Origin of the sequence: Alloalcanivorax profundimaris, assembly GCF_015265435.1 — a bacterium.
GTDB classification, from domain to species: domain Bacteria; phylum Pseudomonadota; class Gammaproteobacteria; order Pseudomonadales; family Alcanivoracaceae; genus Alloalcanivorax; species Alloalcanivorax profundimaris.
Map to the genome: position 1 here is coordinate 171,873 of NZ_JABJWH010000021.1, position 24,012 is coordinate 195,884.

General features: G+C 67.8%; 21 protein-coding genes and 1 tRNA gene. 5 read left to right on the plus strand and 17 right to left on the minus strand.

Going from position 1 to position 24,012, the window contains the following annotated elements; translation table 11 throughout:
• Positions 1 to 143 precede the first annotated feature (143 nt).
• The 9 genes from HMJ39_RS13135 to HMJ39_RS13175 form a co-directional block, all read right to left on the minus strand.
• A complete protein-coding gene (locus HMJ39_RS13135; protein WP_194297671.1) occupies positions 144 to 3,149 on the minus strand; it encodes a parallel beta-helix domain-containing protein in 3,006 nt (1,001 codons plus the stop codon).
• Positions 3,150 to 3,527: 378 nt separating this feature from the next.
• Positions 3,528 to 3,618: transfer RNA gene (locus HMJ39_RS13140), tRNA-Ser, on the minus strand.
• Positions 3,619 to 3,672: 54 nt separating this feature from the next.
• A complete protein-coding gene (csrA, locus tag HMJ39_RS13145; RefSeq protein ID WP_161384976.1) occupies positions 3,673 to 3,864 on the minus strand; it encodes a carbon storage regulator CsrA in 192 nt (63 codons plus the stop codon).
• A 181-nt stretch (positions 3,865 to 4,045) separates the two neighbouring features.
• The gene (locus HMJ39_RS13150; protein ID WP_194297672.1) at positions 4,046 to 5,272 is read right to left on the minus strand and encodes an aspartate kinase; all 1,227 of its coding nucleotides are present in this window, start codon (positions 5,270 to 5,272) and stop codon (positions 4,046 to 4,048) included.
• A 148-nt stretch (positions 5,273 to 5,420) separates the two neighbouring features.
• Positions 5,421 to 8,018, minus strand: a complete 2,598-nt coding sequence (gene alaS, locus HMJ39_RS13155) for an alanine--tRNA ligase (protein WP_194297673.1) — start codon at positions 8,016 to 8,018, stop codon at positions 5,421 to 5,423.
• 73 nt (positions 8,019 to 8,091) lie between these two features.
• Positions 8,092 to 8,856, minus strand: coding sequence for a sulfite exporter TauE/SafE family protein (locus HMJ39_RS13160; RefSeq protein ID WP_194297674.1), 765 nt, complete (start codon positions 8,854 to 8,856; stop codon positions 8,092 to 8,094).
• Between the two features lie 11 nt (positions 8,857 to 8,867).
• On the minus strand, positions 8,868 to 9,347 hold the full coding sequence (locus HMJ39_RS13165) for a regulatory protein RecX (protein ID WP_194297675.1): 480 nt from the start codon (positions 9,345 to 9,347) through the stop codon (positions 8,868 to 8,870).
• Positions 9,340 to 10,377 carry a recombinase RecA gene (gene recA, locus HMJ39_RS13170; RefSeq protein ID WP_161384981.1) on the minus strand — a complete coding sequence of 346 codons (1,038 nt, stop codon included), beginning with the start codon at positions 10,375 to 10,377 and terminating at the stop codon, positions 9,340 to 9,342. The genes HMJ39_RS13165 and recA overlap by 8 nt, the downstream gene beginning before the upstream one ends.
• A gap of 132 nt (positions 10,378 to 10,509) precedes the next feature.
• Positions 10,510 to 10,995 carry a CinA family protein gene (locus HMJ39_RS13175; RefSeq protein WP_256245180.1) on the minus strand — a complete coding sequence of 162 codons (486 nt, stop codon included), beginning with the start codon at positions 10,993 to 10,995 and terminating at the stop codon, positions 10,510 to 10,512.
• A gap of 167 nt (positions 10,996 to 11,162) precedes the next feature.
• Between HMJ39_RS13175 and HMJ39_RS13180 the strand changes: the two genes are divergently transcribed.
• Positions 11,163 to 11,612, plus strand: coding sequence for a pseudoazurin (locus tag HMJ39_RS13180; protein WP_194297677.1), 450 nt, complete (start codon positions 11,163 to 11,165; stop codon positions 11,610 to 11,612).
• Positions 11,613 to 11,628: 16 nt separating this feature from the next.
• Here the strand turns inward: HMJ39_RS13180 and HMJ39_RS13185 are convergent, their stop codons facing one another.
• Positions 11,629 to 12,441, minus strand: a complete 813-nt coding sequence (locus tag HMJ39_RS13185; protein ID WP_194297678.1) for a thioesterase family protein — start codon at positions 12,439 to 12,441, stop codon at positions 11,629 to 11,631.
• A 105-nt stretch (positions 12,442 to 12,546) separates the two neighbouring features.
• Here HMJ39_RS13185 and HMJ39_RS13190 point away from each other — a divergent pair, with 105 nt between their 5' ends.
• Positions 12,547 to 13,041 carry a PaaI family thioesterase gene (locus HMJ39_RS13190; RefSeq protein WP_161384984.1) on the plus strand — a complete coding sequence of 165 codons (495 nt, stop codon included), beginning with the start codon at positions 12,547 to 12,549 and terminating at the stop codon, positions 13,039 to 13,041.
• Here the strand turns inward: HMJ39_RS13190 and HMJ39_RS13195 are convergent, their stop codons facing one another.
• Positions 13,042 to 13,467 (minus strand): transcriptional repressor, encoded by a 426-nt coding sequence (locus HMJ39_RS13195; protein WP_194297679.1) that lies wholly within the window; start codon positions 13,465 to 13,467, stop codon positions 13,042 to 13,044.
• Between the two features lie 166 nt (positions 13,468 to 13,633).
• Between HMJ39_RS13195 and HMJ39_RS13200 the strand changes: the two genes are divergently transcribed.
• The 3 genes from HMJ39_RS13200 (at position 13,634) to HMJ39_RS13210 (ending at position 17,468) form a co-directional block, all read left to right on the plus strand.
• Entirely contained in the window at positions 13,634 to 14,164 is a 531-nt protein-coding gene (locus HMJ39_RS13200; protein WP_194297680.1) for a sigma-70 family RNA polymerase sigma factor, read from the plus strand.
• Complete coding sequence (locus HMJ39_RS13205; protein WP_194297681.1) at positions 14,161 to 15,135, plus strand: FecR domain-containing protein; 975 nt, start codon at positions 14,161 to 14,163, stop codon at positions 15,133 to 15,135. Before HMJ39_RS13200 ends, HMJ39_RS13205 begins: the two co-directional genes overlap by 4 nt.
• 95 nt (positions 15,136 to 15,230) lie before the next feature.
• On the plus strand, positions 15,231 to 17,468 hold the full coding sequence (locus tag HMJ39_RS13210) for a TonB-dependent receptor (RefSeq protein WP_323370901.1): 2,238 nt from the start codon (positions 15,231 to 15,233) through the stop codon (positions 17,466 to 17,468).
• 16 nt (positions 17,469 to 17,484) lie between these two features.
• Here HMJ39_RS13210 and argC read toward each other — a convergent pair whose 3' ends face one another.
• The 6 genes from argC to HMJ39_RS13240 form a co-directional block, all read right to left on the minus strand.
• A complete protein-coding gene (gene argC, locus HMJ39_RS13215; RefSeq protein WP_194297682.1) occupies positions 17,485 to 18,432 on the minus strand; it encodes an N-acetyl-gamma-glutamyl-phosphate reductase in 948 nt (315 codons plus the stop codon).
• 76 nt (positions 18,433 to 18,508) lie between these two features.
• Positions 18,509 to 19,936 (minus strand): alkaline phosphatase PhoX, encoded by a 1,428-nt coding sequence (locus HMJ39_RS13220; protein ID WP_194297683.1) that lies wholly within the window; start codon positions 19,934 to 19,936, stop codon positions 18,509 to 18,511.
• A 126-nt stretch (positions 19,937 to 20,062) separates the two neighbouring features.
• Positions 20,063 to 20,299 (minus strand): DUF2970 domain-containing protein, encoded by a 237-nt coding sequence (locus tag HMJ39_RS13225; protein ID WP_194297684.1) that lies wholly within the window; start codon positions 20,297 to 20,299, stop codon positions 20,063 to 20,065.
• 31 nt (positions 20,300 to 20,330) lie between these two features.
• Positions 20,331 to 20,831 carry a DUF934 domain-containing protein gene (locus HMJ39_RS13230; RefSeq protein WP_194297685.1) on the minus strand — a complete coding sequence of 167 codons (501 nt, stop codon included), beginning with the start codon at positions 20,829 to 20,831 and terminating at the stop codon, positions 20,331 to 20,333.
• Positions 20,828 to 22,507, minus strand: coding sequence for a nitrite/sulfite reductase (locus tag HMJ39_RS13235; RefSeq protein WP_194297686.1), 1,680 nt, complete (start codon positions 22,505 to 22,507; stop codon positions 20,828 to 20,830). The genes HMJ39_RS13230 and HMJ39_RS13235 overlap by 4 nt, the downstream gene beginning before the upstream one ends.
• A 114-nt stretch (positions 22,508 to 22,621) precedes the next feature.
• A complete protein-coding gene (locus HMJ39_RS13240) occupies positions 22,622 to 24,001 on the minus strand; it encodes an aminotransferase-like domain-containing protein (protein ID WP_256245175.1) in 1,380 nt (459 codons plus the stop codon).
• Positions 24,002 to 24,012 lie beyond the last annotated feature (11 nt).

Sequence of the window (24,012 nt, forward strand, 5' to 3'; positions counted from 1 at the left end):
AATCAAGGAATTAGGCTTCTCCCGGCGGCACCTTCACGGCGCCCGGAATACAGCCATGACATCGGCGAAAAGCCAATAAACTTGAATAAAAAAAGCGGCCCGAAGGCCGCCCGAGGAGGAGGAGCAAGGAAAGCACTCAATAGTCAGTTGGCGCAGCCGCCCGCGTTGGTGTATTCGCCGTCCACCACGGTGTCGATCCACTGGTTCATCAGCGCCGAGGCTTCGTCGTGGGCAACGCTACGGGCAATCGGCGGCATCATCCGCTGCGGGTCGTTCTCGGCGGCCAGCCGGCAGGCGACGATGGAGTCGGCGCTGCTGCCCGGCACCACCACGTGCTGGCGTCCGCAGGAGCCGCCGCCGGTGGCGGTGGGCTTCTTGCAGATGCCATAGCCGGCGTCCACGGCCCGGTAGTGATCCAGGTAATAGCCGGTGTTGGAGGCGGCGCCCTTGTCGTTGTGGCAATGCTGGCAGTTCACTTCCAGGTAGGCGCGTACCCGCTGCTCCACGTCCGCCGCCGAATGGGCGCTGGCGCCGCCGTCACCGGGCACGTTCCAGCGCGGCAGCCGCTCGATGTTGGTGGCCACGCCCTGGCCGTCCAGTTCCAGGTCCGGGGCGCCGGCCAACAGGCCCTGGTCGATCCAGTACTGGAGCTGGTTGACGCGGGGGAAGCCGGCCTGGCCGGCGGTGCCCATGAAGCTGCTTTCCGGCTGGTAGGCGCGGTTCAGGTTGCGGGGCTTGGGCCCGATGGGGGCGCTGCCCCCGGGCCGGTCGTCGTTGCCGTGGCAGGTGATGCACTGATTGGCGTTGGGCACCGAATAGCCGGCGGTCTCGCCGCTCACCACCTGGCCGGTGTTGGCGTCCCGGTAGTGCCAGTGCACCGCCCGGCTGCCGCCGCCGGGGGCGAAGCGGGCCACCATCTCGCCGTCCTGCTGCTCCCAGATGTAGGGCAGCCCGGCCCAGAACGCCTTGCCGCTCTGGCTGGTGCGTTTGATCAGCAGGCGGGTTTCCACCAGTTCCTCACTGCCGTTGGCTTCGTCGGTGAACGCAAAGGTCTTGGCGATCACCGTGCCCACCGGGAAGTCGATGGCGCCGTTGACGTTATTGCCATCCTGGCCGTCCCGGTACACCGCCTGCTCGCCGGGCGGAATGAAGGCGACCCGGTACTTGGTGGCGTAATCCGAGAACAGCTTGGTGTTGAGCACGAAGGGCACGCCGCCCTCGTGGGGCAGGCTGCGTGGATCGTCCGCGTCGGCGAACAGGTTGTACTGCTCCAGGCGCGGGCAATCCACTTCCAGGGCGGCGCGGTTGATTTCGCCCTCCGCCACTTCCTGCTCGCACAGGTGGTTGGTGTATTCCTCGGTGGTGGCCGGGTCGTAGTCGCCGCTGGGTTCGAACGGCGGGATCTCCACCCGGGGCAACGGCTCCAGTACGCGGCCGAAGCGCGCCTGGCAGTCGTGGTCCTCAAGCCGGGTGTCGGAGGGGAAATTCAACAGGCCGCCGATGATGTCCACCAGACCGCCCGGGGTCAGGATCGAGAGGTCCTGGTCGAGCAGGCCCATGACCAGCTCCAGGCCGTCGGTGCCGTGGAAGTTCAGATAGGGGGCGCTGTCGTCGGACAGCTCGTTGTCATGGAAACAGGAGCCCCAGGTGGGCAGCTTGCGCTCGCCCTGGTCGTCGAACTTGTAGGCGTTGTAGTGGCAGGACGGATTGGGGTGCTCGTTGGTGTGGATCGGCTTGCCGTTGTCGTCGCTGGGCACCGGGTTGCCCTGGGCGTCCACCGGGTAGGGGCAATCCGCGTCCAGATCGTCACGCAGGCCGTCCCAGATGATGTGCGCGCCCCGGCCCAGGTTGGCCAGATTCCGCAGGCTGGAAAGCAGCTCCGTGGGGTCGTTGAGGGTGGGCAGGTTCTTCAGGCCGATCAGGGTGGGCAGCACGCTTTCGATGTCGCCGGCCAGGGTTTTCTGCAGGTCCGGCGGCGGCAGGTCGTAGCCGGAGTTGGTCATCACATTGTCGTGGATGTGCAGACCTTCGGTGTACGGGTCCAGCTTCTTGTCGGCGGTGTTGCCGGGGCCGTCGATCAGTTCATAGCTGATGTAGAGCACGGCGGCGGTGCTGTGGTCCTCGAACACATTGTCGAACACCTCGATGTTGTCGTAGCCCAGGGTGATGAACCCCACGCCACGCGGCACCACGGACACCAGACCGCTGTGGGCGAAGTTGTAGGTGTTGTTGTTGCGCGCCAGGTTATTGACCATCACCGAGGTGTCTCCGTACTGGGTGATGTTCTCCAGGTCGTAGATCAGGAAGCCGCCGGTGTTGCACTCGGCCACGTTGTTGTCGTACTCGCCGCCCTGCACGTTCTCGATCTCGAAGCCCATGACGTTATAGGCGGCGCGGCTGTCGCGGATGATGGCGGTGTTGGTCTGGCCCACGTAGATGCCGGCGTCGGAGGCGCCGATGGATTCCGAATCCTCCACCAGGATGTTCTCCGATTCCACCGGGTAGATGCCGTAGCGGCCGCTGTCGGAGCTGGGCACGTAGTCCGGCGCCGGGTCACCCTGGTTGAACGGCGGCGCGGTGCAGGCCACGTTGATGCGCTGGGCGTAGTTGTCCCCGGTGATGGCGCCGCCACCGCCGGACCACAGGGCGCGCACGTCCCTCAGGGTACCCCACTTCACGCCCTTGAGCTTGAAGGCGTCGCCGGGGGAATCGAGGATGGTGATGCCTTCCACCACCAGGCCACGTACGTTGAGCGCCTCCAGGCCGGTGACGTTGACGCTGTCGCGGAACGACAGCACCGTCTTGTCCTTGCCGCAGCCTTTTACCCGCACGTTCTCGGTGGCCTGGATCAGCAGGCCCTCGTCGAGCTCGAAGTAGCCGCAGCCGAATTCCAGGGTGTCGCGGGGCTTGAGGCGAATCATGGCGTCCACCATGTCGGCGGTGGCGTCCGGGCCCGGCTCCACCCGGAAGGTGCGGCCTTCGGTGAAACGGTCCGGCACCTCTTCCTCGGGCTGGTTGGGGGTGGGATCGGCGCCATCGCCGCTCCCTCCCCCGCCGCCGGAACCGCCCCCACCCCCGCAGGCGCTCAATGCCAGAACGGCGGCCAACAGCCAGGCCGCCGGTGAATACCGGGATACGTCGCTCGTCATCGTCCTGCCCTCTTGCTCTTGTGTTGTCGGGTGCAGTGATTGGTACGTTTGTACGACGTTTCGCCGTGAAGAGGTGTATGGATATTGTGAAGGCTTGGTGAATGGGGGTATGGGGGCGTGGTTCTGTAGGAGCGGCCGGGCGGCGTTCCGCTTCAGTCGCGATTCGGCGTGTGGGGGGCGCTCCTAACGCTTGGGCGCGCTGCGCGCGCCGAGAGGGAGGGATTGGCTCGCTTCGCTCGGGGCTGCGCCCCGTCGCCGCGTTGCGGCGACGCCCCTCACGGCGCTTCGCGCCGTTCGGTCGAACCGGAGGGTTCGAATGAAGTGCTCCCTCTCCGCCAGACACAAAAAAGCCCGGCTTAGCCCGGGCTTTTTTGTGTCTGGCGGAGAGGGAGGGATTCGAACCCTCGATACGAGTAATACGTATGGTTCCTTAGCAGGGAACTGGTTTCAGCCACTCACCCACCTCTCCGGAACTGTATTGGCGCGCATGATACCAGCTTAGCTGGAAAATACAGCCCAAAAATTACACATTCTCGCTGCCGTCGCCGGTTTTTTCGTGCTGAATGCGCTGGTAAATCTCTTCCCGGTGCACGGCGACTTCCTTGGGCGCGTTGACGCCGATGCGGACCTGATTGCCCTTGACGCCGAGCACGGTGACGGTGACGTCATCGCCAACCATCAGCGTCTCGCCGACGCGGCGCGTAAGTATCAGCATGGAAAATCCCTCCTGGGTCCATCAGATTGTTCAGTGAGCGCTTTATCGCACCTCGGTCAAACCTGCGAATCCCTCTCTCGCGCCGGGTACGAAGGCCGCATTATGCAGGATCAAACCGGCAAAGTCTTCCCGCCGTGGGGAATCCGCCACCGGCCCCGCCAGGGGCCGGCGCGGGGCCACCTCAGGCGGCCGGCTGGTCCAGTTCGAAGGCCTGATGCAGAGCGCGCACGGCCAGTTCCAAATATTTCTCGGCGACCACCACGGACACCTTGATCTCGGACGTGGAGATCATGGTGATGTTGACGCCCTCGGCGGCCAGGGTCTCGAACATCTTGCTGGCCACGCCGGCGTGGGAACGCATGCCCACGCCCACCAGGGAGATCTTGGCGATCTTGTCGTCACCGATGATTTCCGGGTTGCCCAGTTCCTCGGCGGCCTGCTTGAGGGCCTCCTTGGCTTTGGCGAAGTCGTTGCGGTGCACGGTGAAGGTGAAGTCCGTGGCGCCGTCGGCGCCCACGTTCTGCACGATCATGTCCACTTCGATGTTGGCGTCGCTCACCGGGCCCAGGATCTTGAAAGCGATGCCCGGGGTGTCCGGCGCGCCGCGCACGGTGATCTTTGCTTCGTCACGGGTAAAAGCGATGCCTGAAATAACCGGCTTTTCCATATCCACCTCGTCGTCGACGGTAATGAGGGTGCCCGGGCCCTCCTGAAAACTGGACAGTACGCGCAGCGGCACGTTGTATTTGCCGGCGAATTCCACCGAACGGATCTGCAGCACCTTGGAACCGAGGCTGGCCATTTCCAGCATTTCCTCGAAGGTGATCTTGTCCAGACGGCGGGCGTTGTCCACCACCCGCGGGTCGGTGGTATAGACGCCGTCCACGTCGGTGTAGATCTGGCACTCGTCGGCCTGCAGGGCGGCGGCCAGCGCCACGGCGGTGGTGTCGGAACCGCCCCGGCCCAGGGTGGTGATGTTGCCGTCGTCGTCGATGCCCTGGAAGCCGGCGACCACCACTACGCGCCCGGCGTTCAGGTCGCCGCGCATCTTGTTCTCATCGATGTCCTCGATGCGGGCCTTGGAGTGGCTGTGGTCGGTGCGGATCGGCACCTGCCAGCCGGTGTAGGAACGGGCGTCCACGCCGCGCTGCTGCAGCGCCATGGACAACAGGGCGATGGTCACCTGCTCGCCGGTGGACACCAGCACGTCCATCTCGCGGGTGCTGGGCTGGTCGCTGACGCCGTTGGCGAGCTCGATCAGGCGGTTGGTTTCGCCGCTCATGGCGGAGACCACCACGACCACCTGATCCCCCCGTTCCTGGAAGCGCGCCACCCGTTCGGCGACGGCCTGGATGCGTTCGACGGTCCCGACCGAGGTGCCGCCGTATTTCTGAACGATGAGTGCCATAAATGACTTTTTCTGCAAAAAGGGGCGCGAAAGGATAGCATTTTCGCGCCGGGGTTTCATGTGAAGGCCCCGGAGGCGCGGGGTATCGCGGCTGAAGCCGCTCCTACAGTATCTTCTTGGCAGGAGCGGCTTCAGCCGCGATGGGTTTTCAGAGCCGCTCTTGCACCCAACCGTGGACCCCTTCCAGCGCCGCCGGCAGGGCCGCCGCGTCGCTGCCACCGCCCTGGGCCATGTCCGGGCGGCCACCGCCCTTGCCGCCCACCTGCTCGGCCACGTGCTTCATCAGGTCGCCGGCCTTGACCCGGTCGGTGAGGTCCTTGGTGACGCCGGCCACCAGGGCCACCTTGTCACCGTCGGCGGCGGCCAGCAGGATCACCGCCGAGCCCAGCTTGTCCTTCACCTTGTCCATGGTCACGCGCAGGGTCTTGGCGTCGGCGCCGTCCACCTTGGTGGCGAGCACCTTGACGCCGCCCACCTCGCGGGCCTCGGCGGTGAGGTCGCCGCCGGCGCCGGAGGCCAGCTTCTGCTTGAGGCGCTCCACTTCCTTCTCCAGCTCGCGCAGGCGGCGGGCCTGGGCGCCGACCCGCTCGGCGGCCAGCTCCGGGCTGCTCTTCACGGTGGCGGCGATCTCCTCCAGGGCGCGCTCCTGGTCGCGCACGGCGGCCAGGGCGAATTCCCCGGTGACCGCCTCGATGCGGCGCACGCCGGCGGCGGCGGAGGTTTCCAGGGTGATCTTGAACAGGCCGATGTCGCCGGTGCGCTGCACATGAGTGCCGCCGCACAGTTCCTTGGAGAAGCCGTCGGTGCCCATGGTCAGCACCCGCACTTCGTCCGCGTATTTCTCGCCGAACAGGGCCGTGGCGCCGGCCTTCTTGGCCGCGTCCATGTCCATCAGTTCGGTGGTGACGGCGGCGTTGGCGAGAATCTGCCGGTTCACCAGGGTTTCGATCTGGTCACGCTGCTCGGCGCTGAGCGCTTCGCCGTGGGAGAAATCGAAGCGCAGGTAGTCCGGCGCCACCAGGGAGCCTTTCTGCTGCACATGCTCGCCGAGCACCTGGCGCAGGGCGGCGTGCAGCAGGTGGGTGGCGGAGTGGTGGCGCATGATGGCGCGGCGGCGCTCCAGGTCCACGTAGGCGTCGACGTTGTCGCCGACCTTGAGGGCGCCCTCGCGCACCGTGCCGACGTGGATGTGCGCCTGGCCACGCTTGCGGGTGTCTTCCACGTCGAAGCGCGCGCCGTCGCCGGCCAGCACGCCCCGGTCGCCCACCTGACCGCCGGACTCGGCGTAGAACGGCGTGCGCTTGAGCACCACCATGCCGGTGTCACCGGCGTCCAGGCGGTCCACCGCCTCGCCGTCGCGGTACAGGGCTTCCACCTCGGCCTGGTCCTGGTGCTTTTCGTAGCCGGAAAAATCGGTGACCGCGTCGATGTTGAGCCGGTCACTGTAATCGTTGCCGAAGGCGCCGGCGCCCCGGGCCCGCTGGCGCTGGGCTTCCATCTCCTGCTCGAAGCCTTCCATGTCCACGCCCAGGCCGCGCTCGCGGGCCACGTCGGCGGTCAGGTCCGGCGGGAAGCCGTGGGTGTCGTAGAGCTGGAACACCACCCGGCCCGGCAGGGTGTCACCGTTCAGGTCGGCCATGGCGCTTTCCAGCACCTTCATGCCGGCGGCCAGGGTGCGGCCGAACTGCTCTTCCTCGGCGAGCAGGGCCTTTTCCACCCGCGCCTGTTCCCGGGCCAGCTCCGGATAGGCGTCGCCCATCTCGTCCACCAGTGCCTGGACCAGGGTGTGGAAGAACGGCTTGTCCTGGCCCAGCTTGTGGCCGTGGCGCAGGGCGCGGCGGATGATGCGGCGCAGCACGTAGCCGCGCCCTTCGTTGGAAGGCACCACGCCGTCGGTGATCAGGAAGCCGGCGGAGCGGATGTGGTCGGCGATCACGCGCAGGGATTTCTCTTCCAGGTCGTCGCAACCGGTGGCCTTGGCCGCCGCCTTGAGCAGGTTCTGGAACAGGTCGATCTCGTAGTTGGAGTGCACGCCCTGCTGCACCGCGGCGATGCGCTCCAGGCCCATGCCGGTGTCCACGCTGGGTTTGGGCAGCGGCTGCAGCTCACCGTCGTCCTGGCGGTCGTACTGCATGAACACCAGGTTCCAGATTTCGATGTAGCGGTCCAGGTCGCCGTCCTCGGAACCCGGCGGGCCGCCGGGCACGTCGGCGCCGTGGTCGTAGAAAATCTCCGAGCTGGGGCCGCAGGGGCCGGTATCGCCCATCTGCCAGAAGTTGTCCTCGTCGAGCCGCGAGAAGCGCTCGGCGCTGACGCCCATTTCCTTGAGCCAGATGTCGGCGGCCTCGTCATCGGAGACGTGAACCGTCACCCACAGGCGCTCCGCCGGCAGGCCCAGCTCCACGGTGAGAAACTCCCAGGCGAAGCGGATGGCGTCGCGCTTGAAGTAGTCGCCGAAGCTGAAGTTGCCCAGCATCTCGAAGAAGGTGTGGTGGCGGGCGGTGTAGCCCACGTTTTCCAGGTCGTTGTGCTTGCCGCCGGCGCGCACGCAGCGCTGGGCGCTGGTGGCGCGGGTGTAGTCCCGCTTCTCGCGGCCCAGGAACACATCCTTGAACTGGTTCATGCCCGCGTTGGTGAACAGCAGGGTCGGGTCGTTCTCCGGCACCAGGGAGGACGACGGCACCTTGGCGTGGCCCTGGCGGGCGAAGTAATCGAGAAAGGCCTGGCGAATCTCAGCGCTCTTCATACGGAACAAACACTTACCGGAAATTGGGGAACGGCAGTATAGCGTTGTCCCGGAGCGGTTGCGATGGGGCCGGTTACTTGAAAAAGGCGGCGGTGCAGACCAGCACCACCATCACCAGCAGGATCCACTTGAGCACCTTCTGGGACACCTTGTGGGCGAAGCCCACGCCCAGGCGCACCCCCAGCAGCATGCCCGCCCCCACCAGCAGCCCCGGCAGCCAGGCCACCTGGCCGCGCCAGGCGAAAATGCTCAGGGCCAGCACGGTGAAGCCGGCGGTGATGGCCAGTTTGAGGCCATTGGTGCGCACCAGGTCGTAGCGCAGCTGGCCGGCCAGCACCGCGATCAGCAGAAAGCCCACCCCGGCCTGGGCGAAACCGCCGTAGGCGCCGGTGAGGAACAACCCGGCCCAGGCCGCCGGCGTGGACGCCAGCGTGCGGGGCGCCTCGTCGGGCCCGGCCACCAGGGTGGCCGGTTTCACCACCATGATCACCGCCATCACCACCAGGGTGGTCAGCAGCACCGGTTCGAGAATGTCCGTGGGCAGAAACGACGCCGCCAGGCTGCCCAGCAGCGCCCCGGCCAGAGTGGGAATCAGGATGCCGGGCAAGGTACCGAACGGCATGGAGCCGTGGCGGTGAAACTGGCGCACGCCTTCCAGGCACTGCATCAGCACGCCCACGCGCATGGTGCCGTTGGCCAGGGCCGGGCCCATGCCAGTGAGCATCAGCAACGGCAGGATCAGCAGGCCGCCACCGCCGGCCAGGGTATTGATGAAACCGGCGATCACGCCGGAGCCCAGCAGAGCGGCGACCAGCCAGGGGTCGGCGAGGTATTCCATGGGGAAGCGCCTTAATCCTCGAAAGCGTCCAGGGCGGCGAAACTCTGCTCCGCGTCGAAGCCACGGGATTGCAGAAAGCGCAGCTGTTTGGCTTTTTCCTTGCGATCCGCCGGCGCCTGCCGGAAGCGGCGCCCGTGCACCTCCCGGGCCAGGGCGAACCAGTCACAGTCGGTCTCGTCCAGGGCTTCCGCCACCAGGGGCTCGGCCACGCCCTTCTCGCGCAGCTCGGCGCGAATGCGCAACGGCCCCTGGCCGCGTTCGATGCGCGAACGCACGAAAAAACCGGCGAAGCGCCGGTCATCCAGAAAGTCGTGCTCCTCGCACCAGCCCAGCACCGCCTCCAGCGGCGCCTCGTCGCCGAACTTGCGGCGCATTTTCAGGGCCAGTTCGGACCGGGCGTGGTCCCGCCGCGCCAGCAGCTTGATGGCGTACTGACGCAGCGTGGCCTCGTCCACGGGGCCGTCGCCGGCCCCGTCACGCCGTTCACTCATCCGTGGCTTCGGACTTCTCGTCGGCCTCGGCGGGCTGGTCGCCGGGGACCGCCAGCAGACGGGCGCGGATTTCCTTCTCGATGGCCTGGGCCACGTCCGGATGCTCGGCCAGGTAATCGCAGGCGTTCTGCTTGCCCTGGCCGATCTTGTCGCCCTGGTAGGCGTACCAGGCGCCGGATTTGTCCACCAGCCCCTGCTGCACGCCCAGGTCCAGCACCTCGCCGAGCTGATTGATGCCCTGGCCGTAGAGAATCTGGAACTCGGCCTGCTTGAACGGCGGCGATACCTTGTTCTTCACCACCTTCACCCGGGTCTCGTTGCCGATCACCTCGTCGCCCTGCTTCACCGCGCCGATGCGGCGGATGTCCAGGCGCACGGAGGAATAGAACTTGAGAGCGTTACCGCCGGTGGTGGTTTCCGGGTTGCCGAACATGACGCCGATCTTCATGCGGATCTGGTTAATGAAGCAGACCATGCAGTTGGCGTTCTTCACGTTACCGGTGATCTTGCGCAGCGCCTGGCTCATCAGCCGCGCCTGCAGACCCACGTGGGCGTCGCCCATCTCGCCTTCGATTTCCGCCTTGGGCACCAGGGCGGCCACGGAATCCACGATCACCACGTCCACGGCGCCGGAGCGCACCAGCATGTCGGTGATTTCCAGGGCCTGTTCACCGGTGTCCGGCTGCGACACGATCAGGTCGTCCACGTTGACGCCCAGTTTCTCCGCGTAGTCCGGGTCCAGGGCGTGCTCGGCGTCCACGAAGGCGCAGGTGGCGCCTTTCTTCTGGGCCTGGGCGATCACGCTCAGGGTCAGGGTGGTCTTGCCGGAGGATTCCGGGCCGTAGATTTCCACGATCCGGCCCTTGGGCAGGCCGCCGATGCCGAGGGCGATGTCCAGCCCCAGGGACCCGGTGGAAATGGCGGGAATACGCTCGCGCTTCTGGTCGCCCATGCGCATCACCGACCCTTTGCCGAATTGACGCTCGATCTGGGACAGCGCCGCGGACAGTGCCTTGCTCTTGTCGCTCATTGGTGAACCCCTCTTCGATTCCGTGTGCCGCCCACCGTGGTTACAGCCATCCGTCCTGACCCGATGACCAGCACTGTCTATTTGGACAGCATTATGGGCAGTGTTTGGCCGGGCTGCAACCCCCGGCCGTGATCACGCCGCCAGGCGCGCCCGCAGGCCGTCCAGGGCGGCGGCGATGGTGGCCCGGCGTACCGCCGCGCGGTCACCGGGAAAATGAAAGACCTCGGCACGGGACCAGTCCGGGCCCTGGGCCCAGGCGATCCACACCGTGCCCACCGGCTTGTCGTCGGTGCCACCGCCGGGGCCGGCCACGCCGCTCACCGCCACGCTGAGATCCGCCCGCGAGCGGGTCAGCGCGCCGCGCGCCATTTCCAGCACCGTGGCCTCGCTGACCGCGCCGTGGCGCTCCAGGGTGGCGGCGGCCACGCCCAGCATTTCCATCTTGGCGTCGTTGGAGTAGGTGACGAAGCCGCGCTCGAACCAGTCCGAGGAGCCGGCCACCTCGGTGAGCGCCTGGGCGATGCCGCCGCCGGTGCAGGATTCCGCGGTGGCCACCTTCAGGCCATGGTCGAGCAGATCGCGGGCCAGCGCCCGGACCGCCTGGTCGATGTCCGTCACGTGGGCTCCTTCGGATTGCCGGCCAATGAAGCCGCCATCATACCGCTCCGCCGCGCCGGCAAATAGGCCCCCTCGAACGGCCCCCGGCTTGACCTGGATCATGGGCGAAAAGCCGTGCCTCTATAACATGGATATCACTTACCGCTTTCCTGTCGAGGAGTTCATCGATGCGCGTTTCCCGCTCCGCCCTGGCCGTTCTGGTTTCCGGCCTGATGGCCGCCGCCACCCCGGCGCTGGCCGCCGATCACGAAGTCCACATGAAGAACCAGGGCGCCGACGGCACCATGGTGTTCGAACCCGGCTACCTGAAGGTGGCCCCCGGCGACACCGTCACCTTCGTGCCCGAGGACCCGGCCCACAACAGCCACGCCGTATTCACCCCGGACGGCGCCGACGCCTGGACCGGGCAGCTCAATGAAAAAGTCACCGTGACCCTGTCCAAGGAAGGCGTGTACCTCTACCAGTGCGATCCGCACATGCCCCTGGGCATGGTGGGCGTGATCCAGGTGGGCGGCGCCGGCAATCTGGACGCTGCCAAGGAAAAAGCCGAAACCCTGAGCGCCGGCATGGCCATGAACAAGGGCCGCTTCGCCGATTACCTGGGCAAGGTCGAGTAACGCTCGGATCGGCTGGTTACCCGCCGTACACCGGCATCGCCAGGGTCGCCTGCAGAACACGGCCCACGGGACCGCGCTCGTCATGGAGCGTGGTCTCCACCAAACCGTTGCCGTTGGGCTGCATGCGGGCCCGGGCGTCCAGGCCCAGCCACTCGCCTTGCGGAGCGCGGTGCAGATACAAGCTGATGTCCGCGTTGATGCTGCCGGTGTCGTCATTGACCTGGAGCTGGCCCACGCCGTTGCCGAAATCCGACAAGGTCGCCGCCTGCACCGACGGTGAGCAGGTCTCCCCCTCCACCACCGGCACCGGCAGACGCATCCAGACGCGCCCGCGTCCCCGGCCTTCCACCCCGTCCACCAGACTCACCGCCACGGTGTGATGCAACCCCGGCAAGGGGAAAGGATCCCGGTCACCGCGCGCGGCGATCTCCGCCAGGCTGGCCTCGCTCCCCGGCTCCCGGGGCGGCAAGCCGCCCGGTTCGAAGCGCGCCGCTTCCGGCACGTCCAGGGGCACCTGTTCCAGGTACAGCGCCGTGGCCCGGCACACCAGCACGTCGCCGGCGAACAGATCGCCTTGCAGCAGACGCAAACGGCGGCCGCCACGCACGGTTTCCACGCGCACCGTGAGCGGCGCGGTGGGCACCGGCCGCAGCAGATCCAGGGTAAAGCGCGCCAGCCGCAGGCCGCCCTCGGTGCCCGCCGGTTCCAGGGCCGAGGCGAGCAAGCCGGCCGGTGAACCACCGTGCAGATAATCCGGGCTCCACGGCCCCTGGGCGTTCTCGGAAGGGTGGTACCGGTCGCCGTCGCGGCGGAACAGGGCCGTACTCATGCTGCGTGATCCTCGTTATTATGCGGCGCTTGCGAAGAGCATCCGATCATAAGAACCGTTCCCGCCGTGAGCAAGACGGGAACCCTTGGCTACGGGACCCCAACCATGAACGAACTCTCCCCCGCCCTGCAGGACCAGGGCCATCCGGACGGCGTCTGCTACGGCTGCGGCAGCGCCCACCCCAGCGGGCTGCACCTGAAAAGTCGTTGGGACGAGGAAGGCCGCCATGTGATCGCCACCCATACCCCGGCGGAGGAATTCACCGGCTGGCCGGGGCTGGTGTACGGCGGCCTGCTGGCGATGCTGATCGACTGCCACTCCAACTGGACCGCCATGGCCTGGCACTACCGGGCCGAGCAGCGGGAACCGGGGAGCGACCCGGTGATCAATTGCGTCACCGGCCGGCTGGACATCCGCTACCTGAAACCCACCCCCATGGGCGTGCCGCTGCGGCTGAAAGCCTGGGTGGAAGGCGACGTGGGCCGCAAAACCAGGGTGATCTGCGAGGTGTGGGCCGGCGATGTGCTCACCGCCACCGCCGACTCGGTGTTCGTGCGCGTGGACACCGACCAGCTGGCGAAGGCGGCGGGCGGTGGCTGATCACGCCCCGGCGCGGCGCACCCGGATCACCAGCTTGCGGCCCACCACCTCGAAGCCGTGGCGTTCGGCGATGGCCCGTTGCCGGGCTTCGATCAGCGGGTCCTGGAATTCCAGGATGCGGCCGGTTTCCACGCACACCATGTGATCGTGCGCGGCGCCATCGGCCAGCTCGAACAGGCTGCGCCCCATGGTGTGCCGGTCGAAGTGATGCCGATGCACCAGACCCGCGTCCTCCAGGTCGGTGAGCACCCGGTAGATGGAGGAAATGCCCATGCGCTCGCCGCTCTGGCGCAGGCGGGCATAGATATCATCGGCGCTCAGGTGGTGGCGCTCCGGCAGCGCCGACTCCAGCAACTGAAAGATCCGCTCCCGGGCCGCCGTGGCTTTCAGTCCGGCCCGCGTCAGGGCCCGGCGTTCTCGGTTCATTACCGCTACCTCCTTGTTTCTCTACTTCCTATAGACGAACGAAACGCCCAGGGTTCACATTTCCCATGGTGAACGGCGTCACATCGCCATACATTATTGTAATGATACCCATTCTCACCTAGACTCCCACCGAAATAAATACCAACCAGACCCCGGGGGCGGGATCATGTCCGGCGCGACGCGGGAACCCCTTTCCGTGAAAACCCTGTACAGCGAATACCACGGCTGGCTGCGCGCCGTGCTGCAGCGCCGTCTGGGCGACGCGGACGACGCCGCCGACCTGGCCCAGGACGCCTTCCTGCGCCTGCTGGCGCGGCCCCGCTCCCTGGACCATGACAGTGCCCGCCCCTACCTGAGCCGCATGGCGCGGGGCCTGTGCGTGGACCTGTGGCGGCGCCGGGAGATCGAGCGCGCCTGGCTGGAAAGCCTGGCGCTGAACCCGGACCTGGAGGCGCCCTCCGCGGAGCAGCGCGCCACCGCCGTGGAAGCCCTGATGGAGGTGGACGCCATGCTCAAGCGGCTGCCGGCGCCGGTGGCCCGGGCGTTCATTCTGTCCATGGTGCACGGCCTGGACGGCAAGACCATCGCCGCCCGCCTGGGCGTCACCGACCGCACCGTGCGCAACTATCTGTCCCGGGCCATGCTCGCCTGCCTGCGCCTGCAGGCCCGGCTGACGCCGGAGGACGGTGCCCCATGAGCCACGCCACCCCGGACCCGGAGGTGCTCAGCCAGGCCGCCGACTGGTTCGCCCTGCTGCGCTCCGGCGACGCTTCCAGCGAGGACACCCGGCGCTGGCGCCACTGGTTGGCGCAACACCCGGCCCACCGCCAGGGCTGGGCGCTGGTGGAACGGATTCAACAACAGTTCGAGGCCGCCACCGGCGACCATCCGGCCCAGGCCGACGCCACCCTCGGCCGCGCCCGGGACAACCGGCTGCGCCGGCGCGCCCTGCTCAAGGGCCTGGCACTGATGCTGGGCGCCGGCGGCCTGGGCTGGGCGGGCTGGCGCACGGACGCGGTGCAGCAGCGGCTGGCGGTCTGGAGCGCGCCCTACCGCACCGGCGTCGGCGAGATCCGCGCCTGGACCCTGGCGGACGGCGGCCGCCTGTGGCTGAACACCGACAGCGCGGTGGACGGCGTGGAGGCGGACGGGCCGGTGCGCCTACTGCGGCTGCTGCGCGGCGAGATGCTGCTGGAGACCGGCGGGCCGGTGCGGGTGGACACGCCGGCGGGTTCCCTGCGCCCCCTCGGCACCCGCTTCACGGTGCGCCTGGACGAGCACCACACCCTGGTGGCGGTCCATGAAGGCAGGGTGGAAATCGTCACCGCCGAGGGCCGGCGCCGGGTGATCCCCGCCGGTCGCCAGACCCGTTTCTCGGATCACGCCATCGACCCGCCGCGCCCGGTGGAAACGGCCCGGGAGGCCTGGCACCGGGGCGTGCTGGCCGCCGACGACATCCGCCTGGCCGACCTGCTCGCCGAGCTGGCCCGCTACCGGCATGGCTACCTCAATGTGTCGCCGGCGGTGGCCGACCTGCGCGTGTTCGGCGGCTTCCCGCTCACCGACACGGACCAGGCCCTGGCGATGCTGGAAGCGGTGCTGCCGATCCAGGTGACGCACCCCCTGCCCGGCTGGACCGAGGTCCGCCCACGGGCGCCGGAAAAATAATTTTCCGCTTTTGCCTCCCCTGTTCGATACGTCGGTATACCCCGGCCCGAAAGGGCCATGACGGGGATCGGGAACCGACAACAACAGGAGACACCGTGCCATATTCATTCTCCGGCCAGGCCCGCCGCCTGCCCACCCTGATGCTCGCCGCCACCCTGGGGCTGGCGCCCCTGGCGTTCACCCCGGCCCAGGCGCAACCGGCCGCCGCCGACCAGGAGCAGCGCCGCCAGTACAACATCGCCGCCGGCCCGCTCAACGCGGTGCTGAGCCGCTTCGCGGAACAGTCCGGCGCGCTGATCGCCGGCAACCTGCAACTGGCGGCGGGCAAGCGCAGCGACGGCCTGCGCGGCCGCTACGGTACGCGGGAAGCCCTCAACCGGCTGCTGGCCGGCACCGGCCTGGTGGCGGAACCCCGGGGCGACGGCAGCTACGTCCTCAAGGACGCGCGCTCCGACAGCGGCGCCGGCCGGCTCGATCCGGTTACCGTGAACGCGCCGGCGGTGCCGGAGGCGCGCCGCTCCCTGGACTACGACCGCGCCACCATCGAGGCGCTGCGCCCCGGGGACGTGAAGGGCCTGTTCAAGAAGGAGGCCTCGGTGGCCGTGGGCGGCTCCATCCCCATGAACCAGAAGGTCTATGTGCGCGGCGTGGAGGAAACCGCCATGAACGTGACCGTGGACGGCGCCCGCCAGAACAACAAGGTGTTCCACCACAACGCCACCAATCTGATCGACCCGTCCCTGCTGAAAACGGCGCGCGCCTCCGCCGGCGTGGCGGCGGCGGACGACGGCCCCGGCGCCCTGGGCGGCAGCCTGGCCTACGAAACCGTGGACGTGGGCGACCTGCTGGCCCCCGGCGATCAACTGGGGGGCTTCCTGGACGGACGCTATGCCAGCAACGGCGATGCCCTGACCGGCGCCGGCGCCCTGTTCGGCCGCCAGGACGGCTTCGAGGCCCTGGGCTACGCCAAGCACACCGATGGCAACGATTATGAGGACGGCAACGGCGACACCGTGCGCTTCACCGCCCCGGCCCTGGTCAGCGGCTTGGCCAAGCTGGCCTACGAGAACGACCGGGCGGGCCGTTTCGAGCTCAGCCACGAGGTGGTCAACGACGACGCCGCCCGCCCCTACCGGGCCAACTTCGCCGGCCTGGACGGCGGCCGGCCGGTGCCGGAATCCCGGGTCTACGACCTGACCCGCCGCAACACCGCCTTCAATTACCGCCGCGACACCGGCAAAGGCTTCTGGAACCCGGCCCTCACCGTGGCCCACGGCGAAACCGAACTGGACACCCGCGAGGTGCCGCTGTCAGCGCCGGGCACGGAGGTGGTCTACACCGGCATCACCGAGAGCCTGTCCGCCTCCGCCAAGAACGTCTTTTACACCGGCTTCGCCGCCGTCACCGGCGGGGTGGATTACTACGACGACAGCGCCACCTTCAAGGACGACATCAACCCGGATCTGGAAGAACAGGCGGAGAACACCGGCGTCTTCCTGCAGATCCGCCAGCCCCTGCTGGACGACCGGCTGACGCTCTCCTATGGGGCGCGCTACGACGACCAGCGCTTCACCGGCACCGACGACTCCAGGCACGACGACAGCGGCGTGAGCAGCAATGTGTTCGGTGAATTCCAGCTCACCGACCACCTGTCCCTGAACGCCGGCTACGCCGATGTCTGGGGCGGCGTGGTCCTGGCCGAGAACTACATCCTCAACGGCGCCTGGGACTACCGGAACCTGACGGCGGTGGAAGCCCACAACCACACCTTCGGCTTCAAGGCCAACTGGAACGGCTTCTTCGCCGAGGCCAACCGCTTCCGAACCCGCATCGCCAACGGCCGGGTGCCGGTGTACAGCGGCGACCCGGCGGCGGTGGCGGATTTCGACATCGACGGCTACGACCTGACCCTGGGCTTCCACGGCCGCCTGGGGGAAGTGTCGGTGGCCTACGCGCGCATCGATTCGGAGAAGGACGGCGAAGCGGCCACCTCCTACGACGGCAGCTACTTCACCGCGCCCCTGGGCGAGCTGGTGACCCTGAACGGGGTGGTGGCGGTGCCCGCCTGGCCGCTGGAGCTGGGCCTGAGCGCGGAGTTCGCCCTGGACAACGACGACGTGGAAAGCAGCGGCGCCAAGCAGGAGGGCTACACCGTGGTGGATGTGTACGCGGAGTACCGGCCGATCCGGCCGCTGACCCTGCGGCTGTCCGTGGACAACCTCAACGACGAGGCCTACGCGGACCGCGCCACCTACGGCCAGGAGTTCACCACCGTGACGCCGCTGCTGGAACCGGGCCGCTCCATCGCCCTGGGGGCGCGTTACGACTTCTGAACGGCGTGCGGGCGGATCAGACCGTCAGGCCGGCGGTCTCGTCCAGGCCCAGGTGCACGTTCATGTTCTGCACGGCGGCGCCGGCGGCGCCCTTGCCCAGGTTGTCGAGCCGGGCCACCACGCACTGGCGTTCGCCGTTGCCGAACAGGAACAGCTCCACCCGGTTGGTGTCGTTGCTGCCTTGCACGTCGAAGAAGCCGCCATCCAGGGCGTCCGGATCGTCCGGCCCGTGCACGGTGACGAATGGCTCGCCGGCGTAGCGCTCCTTGAAGGCCTGGTACAGGGTGTCCGCGTCGGTGCCCGCCTTCAGGTGCGACAGGTGCAGCGGCACGGTCACCGCCAGGCCTTTCAGGAACGGGCCCACCGTGGGCACGAACACCGGCGCCGCCGCCAAACCGGCATAGCGTTGCATTTCCGGCAGGTGCTTGTGGGCCAGCCCTAGCGCGTAGGGACGGGGGGCGCTCAAACGCCCTTCGGTGTCGGCGTCGTAATCGGCGATCATGTTCTTGCCACCGCCGCTGTAGCCGGTGATGGAGGTGGCGCTGAGCGGGTAGTCCGCCGGCAGCAGGCCGGCGTCCACCAGCGGCCGCACCGCCAGGATGAAGGCGCTGGCGTGGCAGCCCACGTTGGCGATGCGCTTGCTGGCGCGGATCGCCTCGCGCTGGCCGGGCTGGAGCTCCGGCAGGCCGTACACCCAGTCGTCCGCCACCCGGAAGGCGGTGCTGGCGTCGATCAGGCAGGTGTCCGGGTTGTCCACCATCTCGGCGGCCTCCCGGGACGCCGCGTCCGGCAGGCACAGGAAAGCCACGTCGGCGGCGTTAAGCAGCCGCGCGCGCTCCGCCGGGTCCTTGCGCAGAGCGCTGTCGATGCGCAGCAGCTCGATGTCGTCGCGCGTTTCCAGATAGTCGAACAGGCGCAACCCGGTGGTGCCTTCCTGACCGTCCACATAGACCTTGAATGCCATCGTCGCAATCTCTCTCGGTGTGCCGGACCGGAAAGCCTAGGCACAAGGCCGGTGCGATGCAACGACCAAAGCCCGGTCAGACGCGGAACGACGCCGGCACGGTGAGCTCGTAGGTGCGCCCCAGGGGCAGAATGCCGGTGGCCCCGGACGGCGCTCGCTGGGAACTGAAGTACAGCCGCGAGCCGTCCGGCGTGAACGCCGGGCCGGTGAGTTCGCTGCCGCCGCCGGGCACCTGCAGCAGGATTTTCGCCGCCTGGTTGGGCACCATCACCATCAGGCGCATGGCCTCGCCGTCCTCGGCCACCACCACGTCGCCCATGGGGCTCACCACCAGGTTGTCCACGTCGTCGAACTTGTCCTCGCCGGCGGTGATCAACTGCTCGTTGTCGAACACCACCTCGATCAGGTCATTGTCCACGTCCAGGGCATGGACCCGGTTGTCGCCCTTGCAGGCGAAGAACACCACGGCGCGCAGTGGATGCTCGAAGCCGGACACGGTGTCCCGCTCGCCCTCCGGCCAGTACTGGATCCAGATGCCCTCGCCGCCCTTGAAGCGGGTGCCCGGGGCGCCCTGGCCGGTGCCGTCCTGGATCCGCGAGCGCACCCGGCTCTGGGGCTCGTCCGGGGACTGGACGTCCACCCAGTTCACCCGGCGGATCTCGCGGGCGCTTTCCAGGTCCTCCATGTAGGCACCCTTCTCGAAGCCCTCCACTTCCAGCACCTGCAGCACGCCATTGTCCAGATCCAGCCCCTCGCCGCCGTTGATGGCGCTGACCCGGCCGGCGGAGCGGAAGCGGTACAGGCGGCCGTCGCCCTCGTCCTCGGTCATGAACACCGAAGCGGTGGCCATGTCCACGGCGGCGGCCTCGTGCTTGAAGCGCCCCATGGCCGGGTGCGCCTGGGCCTGGCGGGGCGTGCCGCGCGGGTCGCATTCATGGACCTGGCCGTTCTCGATCTCCTCGCAGGACAACCAGGTGCCCCAGGGCGTGGCGCCGCCGGCGCAGTTGATCAGGGTGTTCTTGAGGATCGGGTAGGCATCCACCAGCTCGCCGTCGGCGCCGAAGCGCAACGCCCCGACGCCGCCGGGCACGAATTCGCTGTTGGACACGTACACCCAGCCGCCATCCGCCATGGGGAAGACCGCGCCGCCGTCCGGCAGCGGGTGCCACAGGAACAGCGGCCCCCCCGGCACCGGCTGCCGGCCAGCAGTGGCCACCAGACGCAGGGAGAAGCCCTCCGGGATCATCACCCCATCCACGCCGGAGTCCACCAGCGGACCGATGCCGGACAGGGGCCCGGCCCGCAACGGCAACTCCCGGGCCACCGGTGGCGGTTCCGGCGGCGGAGTCGGGGTGCCGCCCCCGTCGCCCGGCGTGTTGGGCGTCTCGCCGCCACCGCCGGCGCCACCGCCGGAGGATGAAGAGCCGCCCCCGCAGGCGGCCAGGGCGGCGCCACCGCCGCCCAGGAACATCAATTGCAGAACATCGCGTCGGGAGATCGTCATGGTTCAACCATCCAGGTACAGGTTGAACCCAGGCTAGATGAGAAAGATGACGACCATGCTTAAGCCCGGGCCGCCATCGTTCCCTTCTTGTTGGCGAAACGTAACGGCCGGGTAAGACCGCCGTCCCTAGGGCACCACCATGGCGACCACCGCCATCACGCCGATCACCAGGCCGACCACCATCAGCGCGTAGATCAGCAGGTAGTCACTGCCCCTGCCACTTTGAAAATCCCGCTCGCGTTTTTTCTGGCTCTGCACGCCGAACAGTCCCGCCAGTACCCCCTGGCACACGTCCAGAAGGCTGGCTTTTTTCCGCTCCTGCGGCGCGGACTGAGAGTCGTCGTTACTGGAATTGCCGGCCATAGGCGCTCCTGACTCAATCATGAAGGTGGATTCAACCGCCGCCCTCGGAGCGGCGGAAGCGGGGCTCGGGTTGGGCCACCGAGCGCGCGTAAACGCGCTCGAAATCCGCCAACCCCTTGATGGCGTCGGTGAGGCATTTGTCCTCGCGCACGGCGAACGACGAGAAGCCACAATGGCGCATCAGCGCCAACTGATCCCGCAGCACATCGCCCACCGCGCGCAGATCGCCCTGAAAGCCATAGCGGCTTCTCAGCAGGCTCGCCTGGCTGTAGGCGCGGCCGTCACGAAAGCTGGGAAACCGCAGAGCGATCAGCGGGATGCGGGCGATCTCCGCGCGCACTGCTTCCGGGTCGTCGTCCGGTTCGAGCAGCACGCCGTGGAGGGACGGGTCCGCCCCTTCCAGCTCCACTCGTGTTTGCCAGCGGGGCCAGCCCAGCACCGCGTAGGGGGCATCGCCCTCCTCGTCCAGGTACCAGGGATCATCGTGAAGCGGCGTGGCGACGCCCTGAAGCAAGCCAAGGGTGTTTTTCATCCGGCGCTCTCCCGCTGGCGCTCCGGGCCGTAAACGCTTTCCTTGAACGGCACCAGGCCGAGACGCTGCACGGCTTCCGCGAACGGCTCGTCCTGCTCGCGGCGGGCCAGATAGGTGTCCAGCAGCCGGCCGATGGCGTCCGGCACCTCGTCCACCCGGAAGGCGCGACCGATCACCTTGCCCAGGGCACTGTCCCGCCCTTGCGCCCCACCGATGGTGATCTGAAAGAACTCCTCGTCGTTCTTGTTCACGCCGAGGATGCCGATATTGCCGATGTGGTGGTGACCACAGGCGTTGACGCAGCCGGAGATATTCAGGCTCAGCTCGCCCAGGTCATGGAGGAAATCCAGGTCGTCGAAACGTTCCTGGATCGCCCGCGCCACGGGCAACGAGCGGGTGTTCGCCAGGGCGCAATAGTCACCACCGGGGCAGGCGATCACATCGGTGAGCAGACCGATGTTCGGCGTCGCCAGCTGGTGCTCGCGCAGTACCGACCAGAGCGCGAACAGATCCCGCTCACGCACGTCCGGCAGCACCAGATTCTGTTCGTGGGTAACGCGGATTTCGGAGAAACCGTAAAGGTCGGCCAGCTCCGCCACCGCGCGCATCTGCGCGGCGGTCAGGTCGCCGGGCGGCGCCGCCGCGCCGGGCTTGGTGGACACCACCACCGAGGCGTAGCCGGGCACCTTGTGGGCGCGGGTATTGTTTTTCACCCAGGTGGCGAAGGCCCGCTCTTCGGCGAGCCGCTCCTGGTGGGCCGGGTCCTGGGCGGCCGGCGGCTCATAGCGCGGCGGGCTGAAATCCCGGGCCACCCGCTGGTATTCCACCTCGGTCAGTTCGGCGGCGCCGTCGCGAATTTGCCGCCACTCCCGTTCCACCTCGGCGGCGAACGCCTCCACGCCCAACGCCTTGACCAGAATCTTGATTCTCGCCTTGTACTTGTTGTCGCGGCGCCCGTACCGGTTGTAGACGCGCAGCACCGCTTCCACATAGGTCAGCAGGTGCCGCCAGGGCAGCCCCTCGCGGATGGTCTGGTTGAGAATCGGCGTGCGGCCAAGGCCGCCGCCCACCATCACCCGCAGCAGCATTTCGCCTTCGTCATCGCGGTACAAGTACAGCCCAATATCGTGCGCGCGCACGGCGGCCCGGTCCTGGGCCGAGGAAGAAATGGCGATCTTGAACTTGCGCGGCAGGAACAGGAATTCCGGGTTAATGGTGGACCACTGGCGCATGATCTCGGCCAGCGGCCGGGGATCGGTGATCTCATCCGCGGCGACGCCGGCGAAGGCCTCGGTGGTGATGTTGCGCACGCAGTTGCCGGAGGTCTGAATGGCATGCATGTCCTGGTCCGCCAGCACCTGCAGGATGTCCGGCACCCGCTCCAGAGCCACCCAGTTGAACTGGATGTTCTGGCGGGTGGTGAAATGCCCGTAGCCCTGGTCGTATTCCTCGGCGATACGCGCCAGTACCCGCATCTGATCCGACGAGAGAGTGCCGTAGGGAATCGCCACGCGCAGCATATAGGCGTGGCGCTGAAGATAGACGCCGTTCTGCAGCCGCAGCGGCAGAAACTCCTCTTCGCTGAGTTCGCCGTTCAGCCGGCGATTCACCTGATCCCTGAACTGGGCCACCCGTGCCTGGACCAGATCCCGGTCGAAGCTGTCGTAGTTGTACACTCGGCCTGCCCCTGATGACGATGAATCCGGGCGCTACTGTAGCGTGCGGCCGACGATAGGTTCAGGCGCAATTTTTTTAAATCCAATAGGGACAGTTATAGCCGCCCGCCTTCCTCAGGCGGCGTACAGCACGTCGGCCAGCCGCTCCAGGGCGACGAGCCGATCCGGGTGCCAGCGGTGGGCGAAGCCGATGCGCAGGCAATTGCGGAACTGGCCGGAACCGGAGAACAGCGGCCCCGGGGTGATCACCACGCCCTGCTCCAGGGCCCGGTCATAGGCGGCCAAGGTATCGATACCGACATCCAGTTCCACCCAGACCGCCAGGCCGCCTTCAGGGCGGCTCACCCTCACCTCGCCGGGCCAGCGCCGCAACCGGTCGATCAACTGGTCGCGGTTGACACGCAGGTCGTGCCGTTGGCGTCGCAGATGGGCGGCGAACCCGCCGTCGGCCATGAAGTCCGCCACGCCCTGCTGCAAGAAGCGGCTGCCGGCCAGTTGCGTCACCAGCTTGAGGCGCAGCACCCGCTCGTGCCAGCGGGCACCGGACACCCAGCCCAGCCTCAGGTCGCGGCTCAGGCACTTCGAAAAGGAGCCGCACAGGATCACCCGGTCCTGGGTATCCAGGGCCTTGAGCGGGTCCGGCACCGGGCCCAGGGCGGTCTCGGCGTAGATGTCGTCCTCGATCACCGCCAGATCATGCTGCTCCGCCAGCGCCAGAAGTCGGCACCGGGATGCCTCCGGCATCAAGGCGCCACCGGGGGTGGCGAAGGCCGGTGACACCACGCACGCCTTCACCTTCCAGCGGTCCAACACCTGTTCCAGGGCATCCATGTCCATGCCGGTATCCGGCGAGGCCGGGACTTCCACCACCTGCAACCGCAGTTGTTCGAGCAACTGCAGCACGCCATAGAACCCCGGCGACTCCACCGCCACCACATCACCCCGTTCGCAGCAGGCCATCAACGCCAGGAACAGCGCATGCTGGCAGCCGGAGGTCACGCACAGCCGCTCCGGCTCCACCGGCCAGCCGCGCCGGGCATGCTGCAATGCCAGTTGCTCACGCAATTCCGGCTCACCGGCGGGCGCGTCGTAGTACTGGTAGCCGCCGCCGCGCCGGCGCCGCAGGGCGCGACCGACCGCGCGGTTCAGTGCCAGCACCCCGGGCGGCAGGCTGCCCGCCAGCGGGTCCGGCACCAGATCGAAGGCCGCGCCACGGCCCATGATGTCCAGCAGCAGATCGCTGACGCTGGCGGCACGGGGCGCGACGATGCGGGCCCGGCTACGCGGCGTGGTCGGGCTCTCGGGGCGCAGGCTGAGGAAATAACCGGCCTTGGGCCGGGCCTCCACCAAGCCGCGCGCCTCCAGACGCCGCAGGGCATGCTGCACGGTGGCTTTTGACAGCCCGTGCTCGCGGCACAGGGTGCGAATCGAAGGCAGTTTCTCACCCAGCCGCCAACGGCCCTCCTCAATGCCTCTTAAAAGCCAGGTCTCCAACCGCTGATACC

Bases quoted from the DNA above. Each gene is read 5' to 3' on its own strand.
- alaS (WP_194297673.1), bottom strand. From the start codon at position 8,018: ATGAAGAGCGCTGAGATTCGCCAGGCCTTTCTCGATTACTTCGCCCGC.
- HMJ39_RS13165 (WP_194297675.1), bottom strand. From the start codon at position 9,347: ATGAGTGAACGGCGTGACGGGGCCGGCGACGGCCCCGTGGACGAGGCC.
- csrA (WP_161384976.1), bottom strand. From the start codon at position 3,864: ATGCTGATACTTACGCGCCGCGTCGGCGAGACGCTGATGGTTGGCGAT.
- HMJ39_RS13180 (WP_194297677.1), top strand. From the start codon at position 11,163: ATGCGCGTTTCCCGCTCCGCCCTGGCCGTTCTGGTTTCCGGCCTGATG.
- HMJ39_RS13185 (WP_194297678.1), bottom strand. From the start codon at position 12,441: ATGAGTACGGCCCTGTTCCGCCGCGACGGCGACCGGTACCACCCTTCC.
- HMJ39_RS13195 (WP_194297679.1), bottom strand. From the start codon at position 13,467: ATGAACCGAGAACGCCGGGCCCTGACGCGGGCCGGACTGAAAGCCACG.
- HMJ39_RS13200 (WP_194297680.1), top strand. From the start codon at position 13,634: ATGTCCGGCGCGACGCGGGAACCCCTTTCCGTGAAAACCCTGTACAGC.
- HMJ39_RS13150 (WP_194297672.1), bottom strand. From the start codon at position 5,272: ATGGCACTCATCGTTCAGAAATACGGCGGCACCTCGGTCGGGACCGTC.
- HMJ39_RS13230 (WP_194297685.1), bottom strand. From the start codon at position 20,831: ATGAAAAACACCCTTGGCTTGCTTCAGGGCGTCGCCACGCCGCTTCAC.
- argC (WP_194297682.1), bottom strand. From the start codon at position 18,432: ATGGCATTCAAGGTCTATGTGGACGGTCAGGAAGGCACCACCGGGTTG.
- HMJ39_RS13160 (WP_194297674.1), bottom strand. From the start codon at position 8,856: ATGGAATACCTCGCCGACCCCTGGCTGGTCGCCGCTCTGCTGGGCTCC.
- HMJ39_RS13135 (WP_194297671.1), bottom strand. From the start codon at position 3,149: ATGACGAGCGACGTATCCCGGTATTCACCGGCGGCCTGGCTGTTGGCC.
- HMJ39_RS13225 (WP_194297684.1), bottom strand. From the start codon at position 20,299: ATGGCCGGCAATTCCAGTAACGACGACTCTCAGTCCGCGCCGCAGGAG.
- HMJ39_RS13220 (WP_194297683.1), bottom strand. From the start codon at position 19,936: ATGACGATCTCCCGACGCGATGTTCTGCAATTGATGTTCCTGGGCGGC.
- HMJ39_RS13205 (WP_194297681.1), top strand. From the start codon at position 14,161: ATGAGCCACGCCACCCCGGACCCGGAGGTGCTCAGCCAGGCCGCCGAC.
- recA (WP_161384981.1), bottom strand. From the start codon at position 10,377: ATGAGCGACAAGAGCAAGGCACTGTCCGCGGCGCTGTCCCAGATCGAG.
- HMJ39_RS13190 (WP_161384984.1), top strand. From the start codon at position 12,547: ATGAACGAACTCTCCCCCGCCCTGCAGGACCAGGGCCATCCGGACGGC.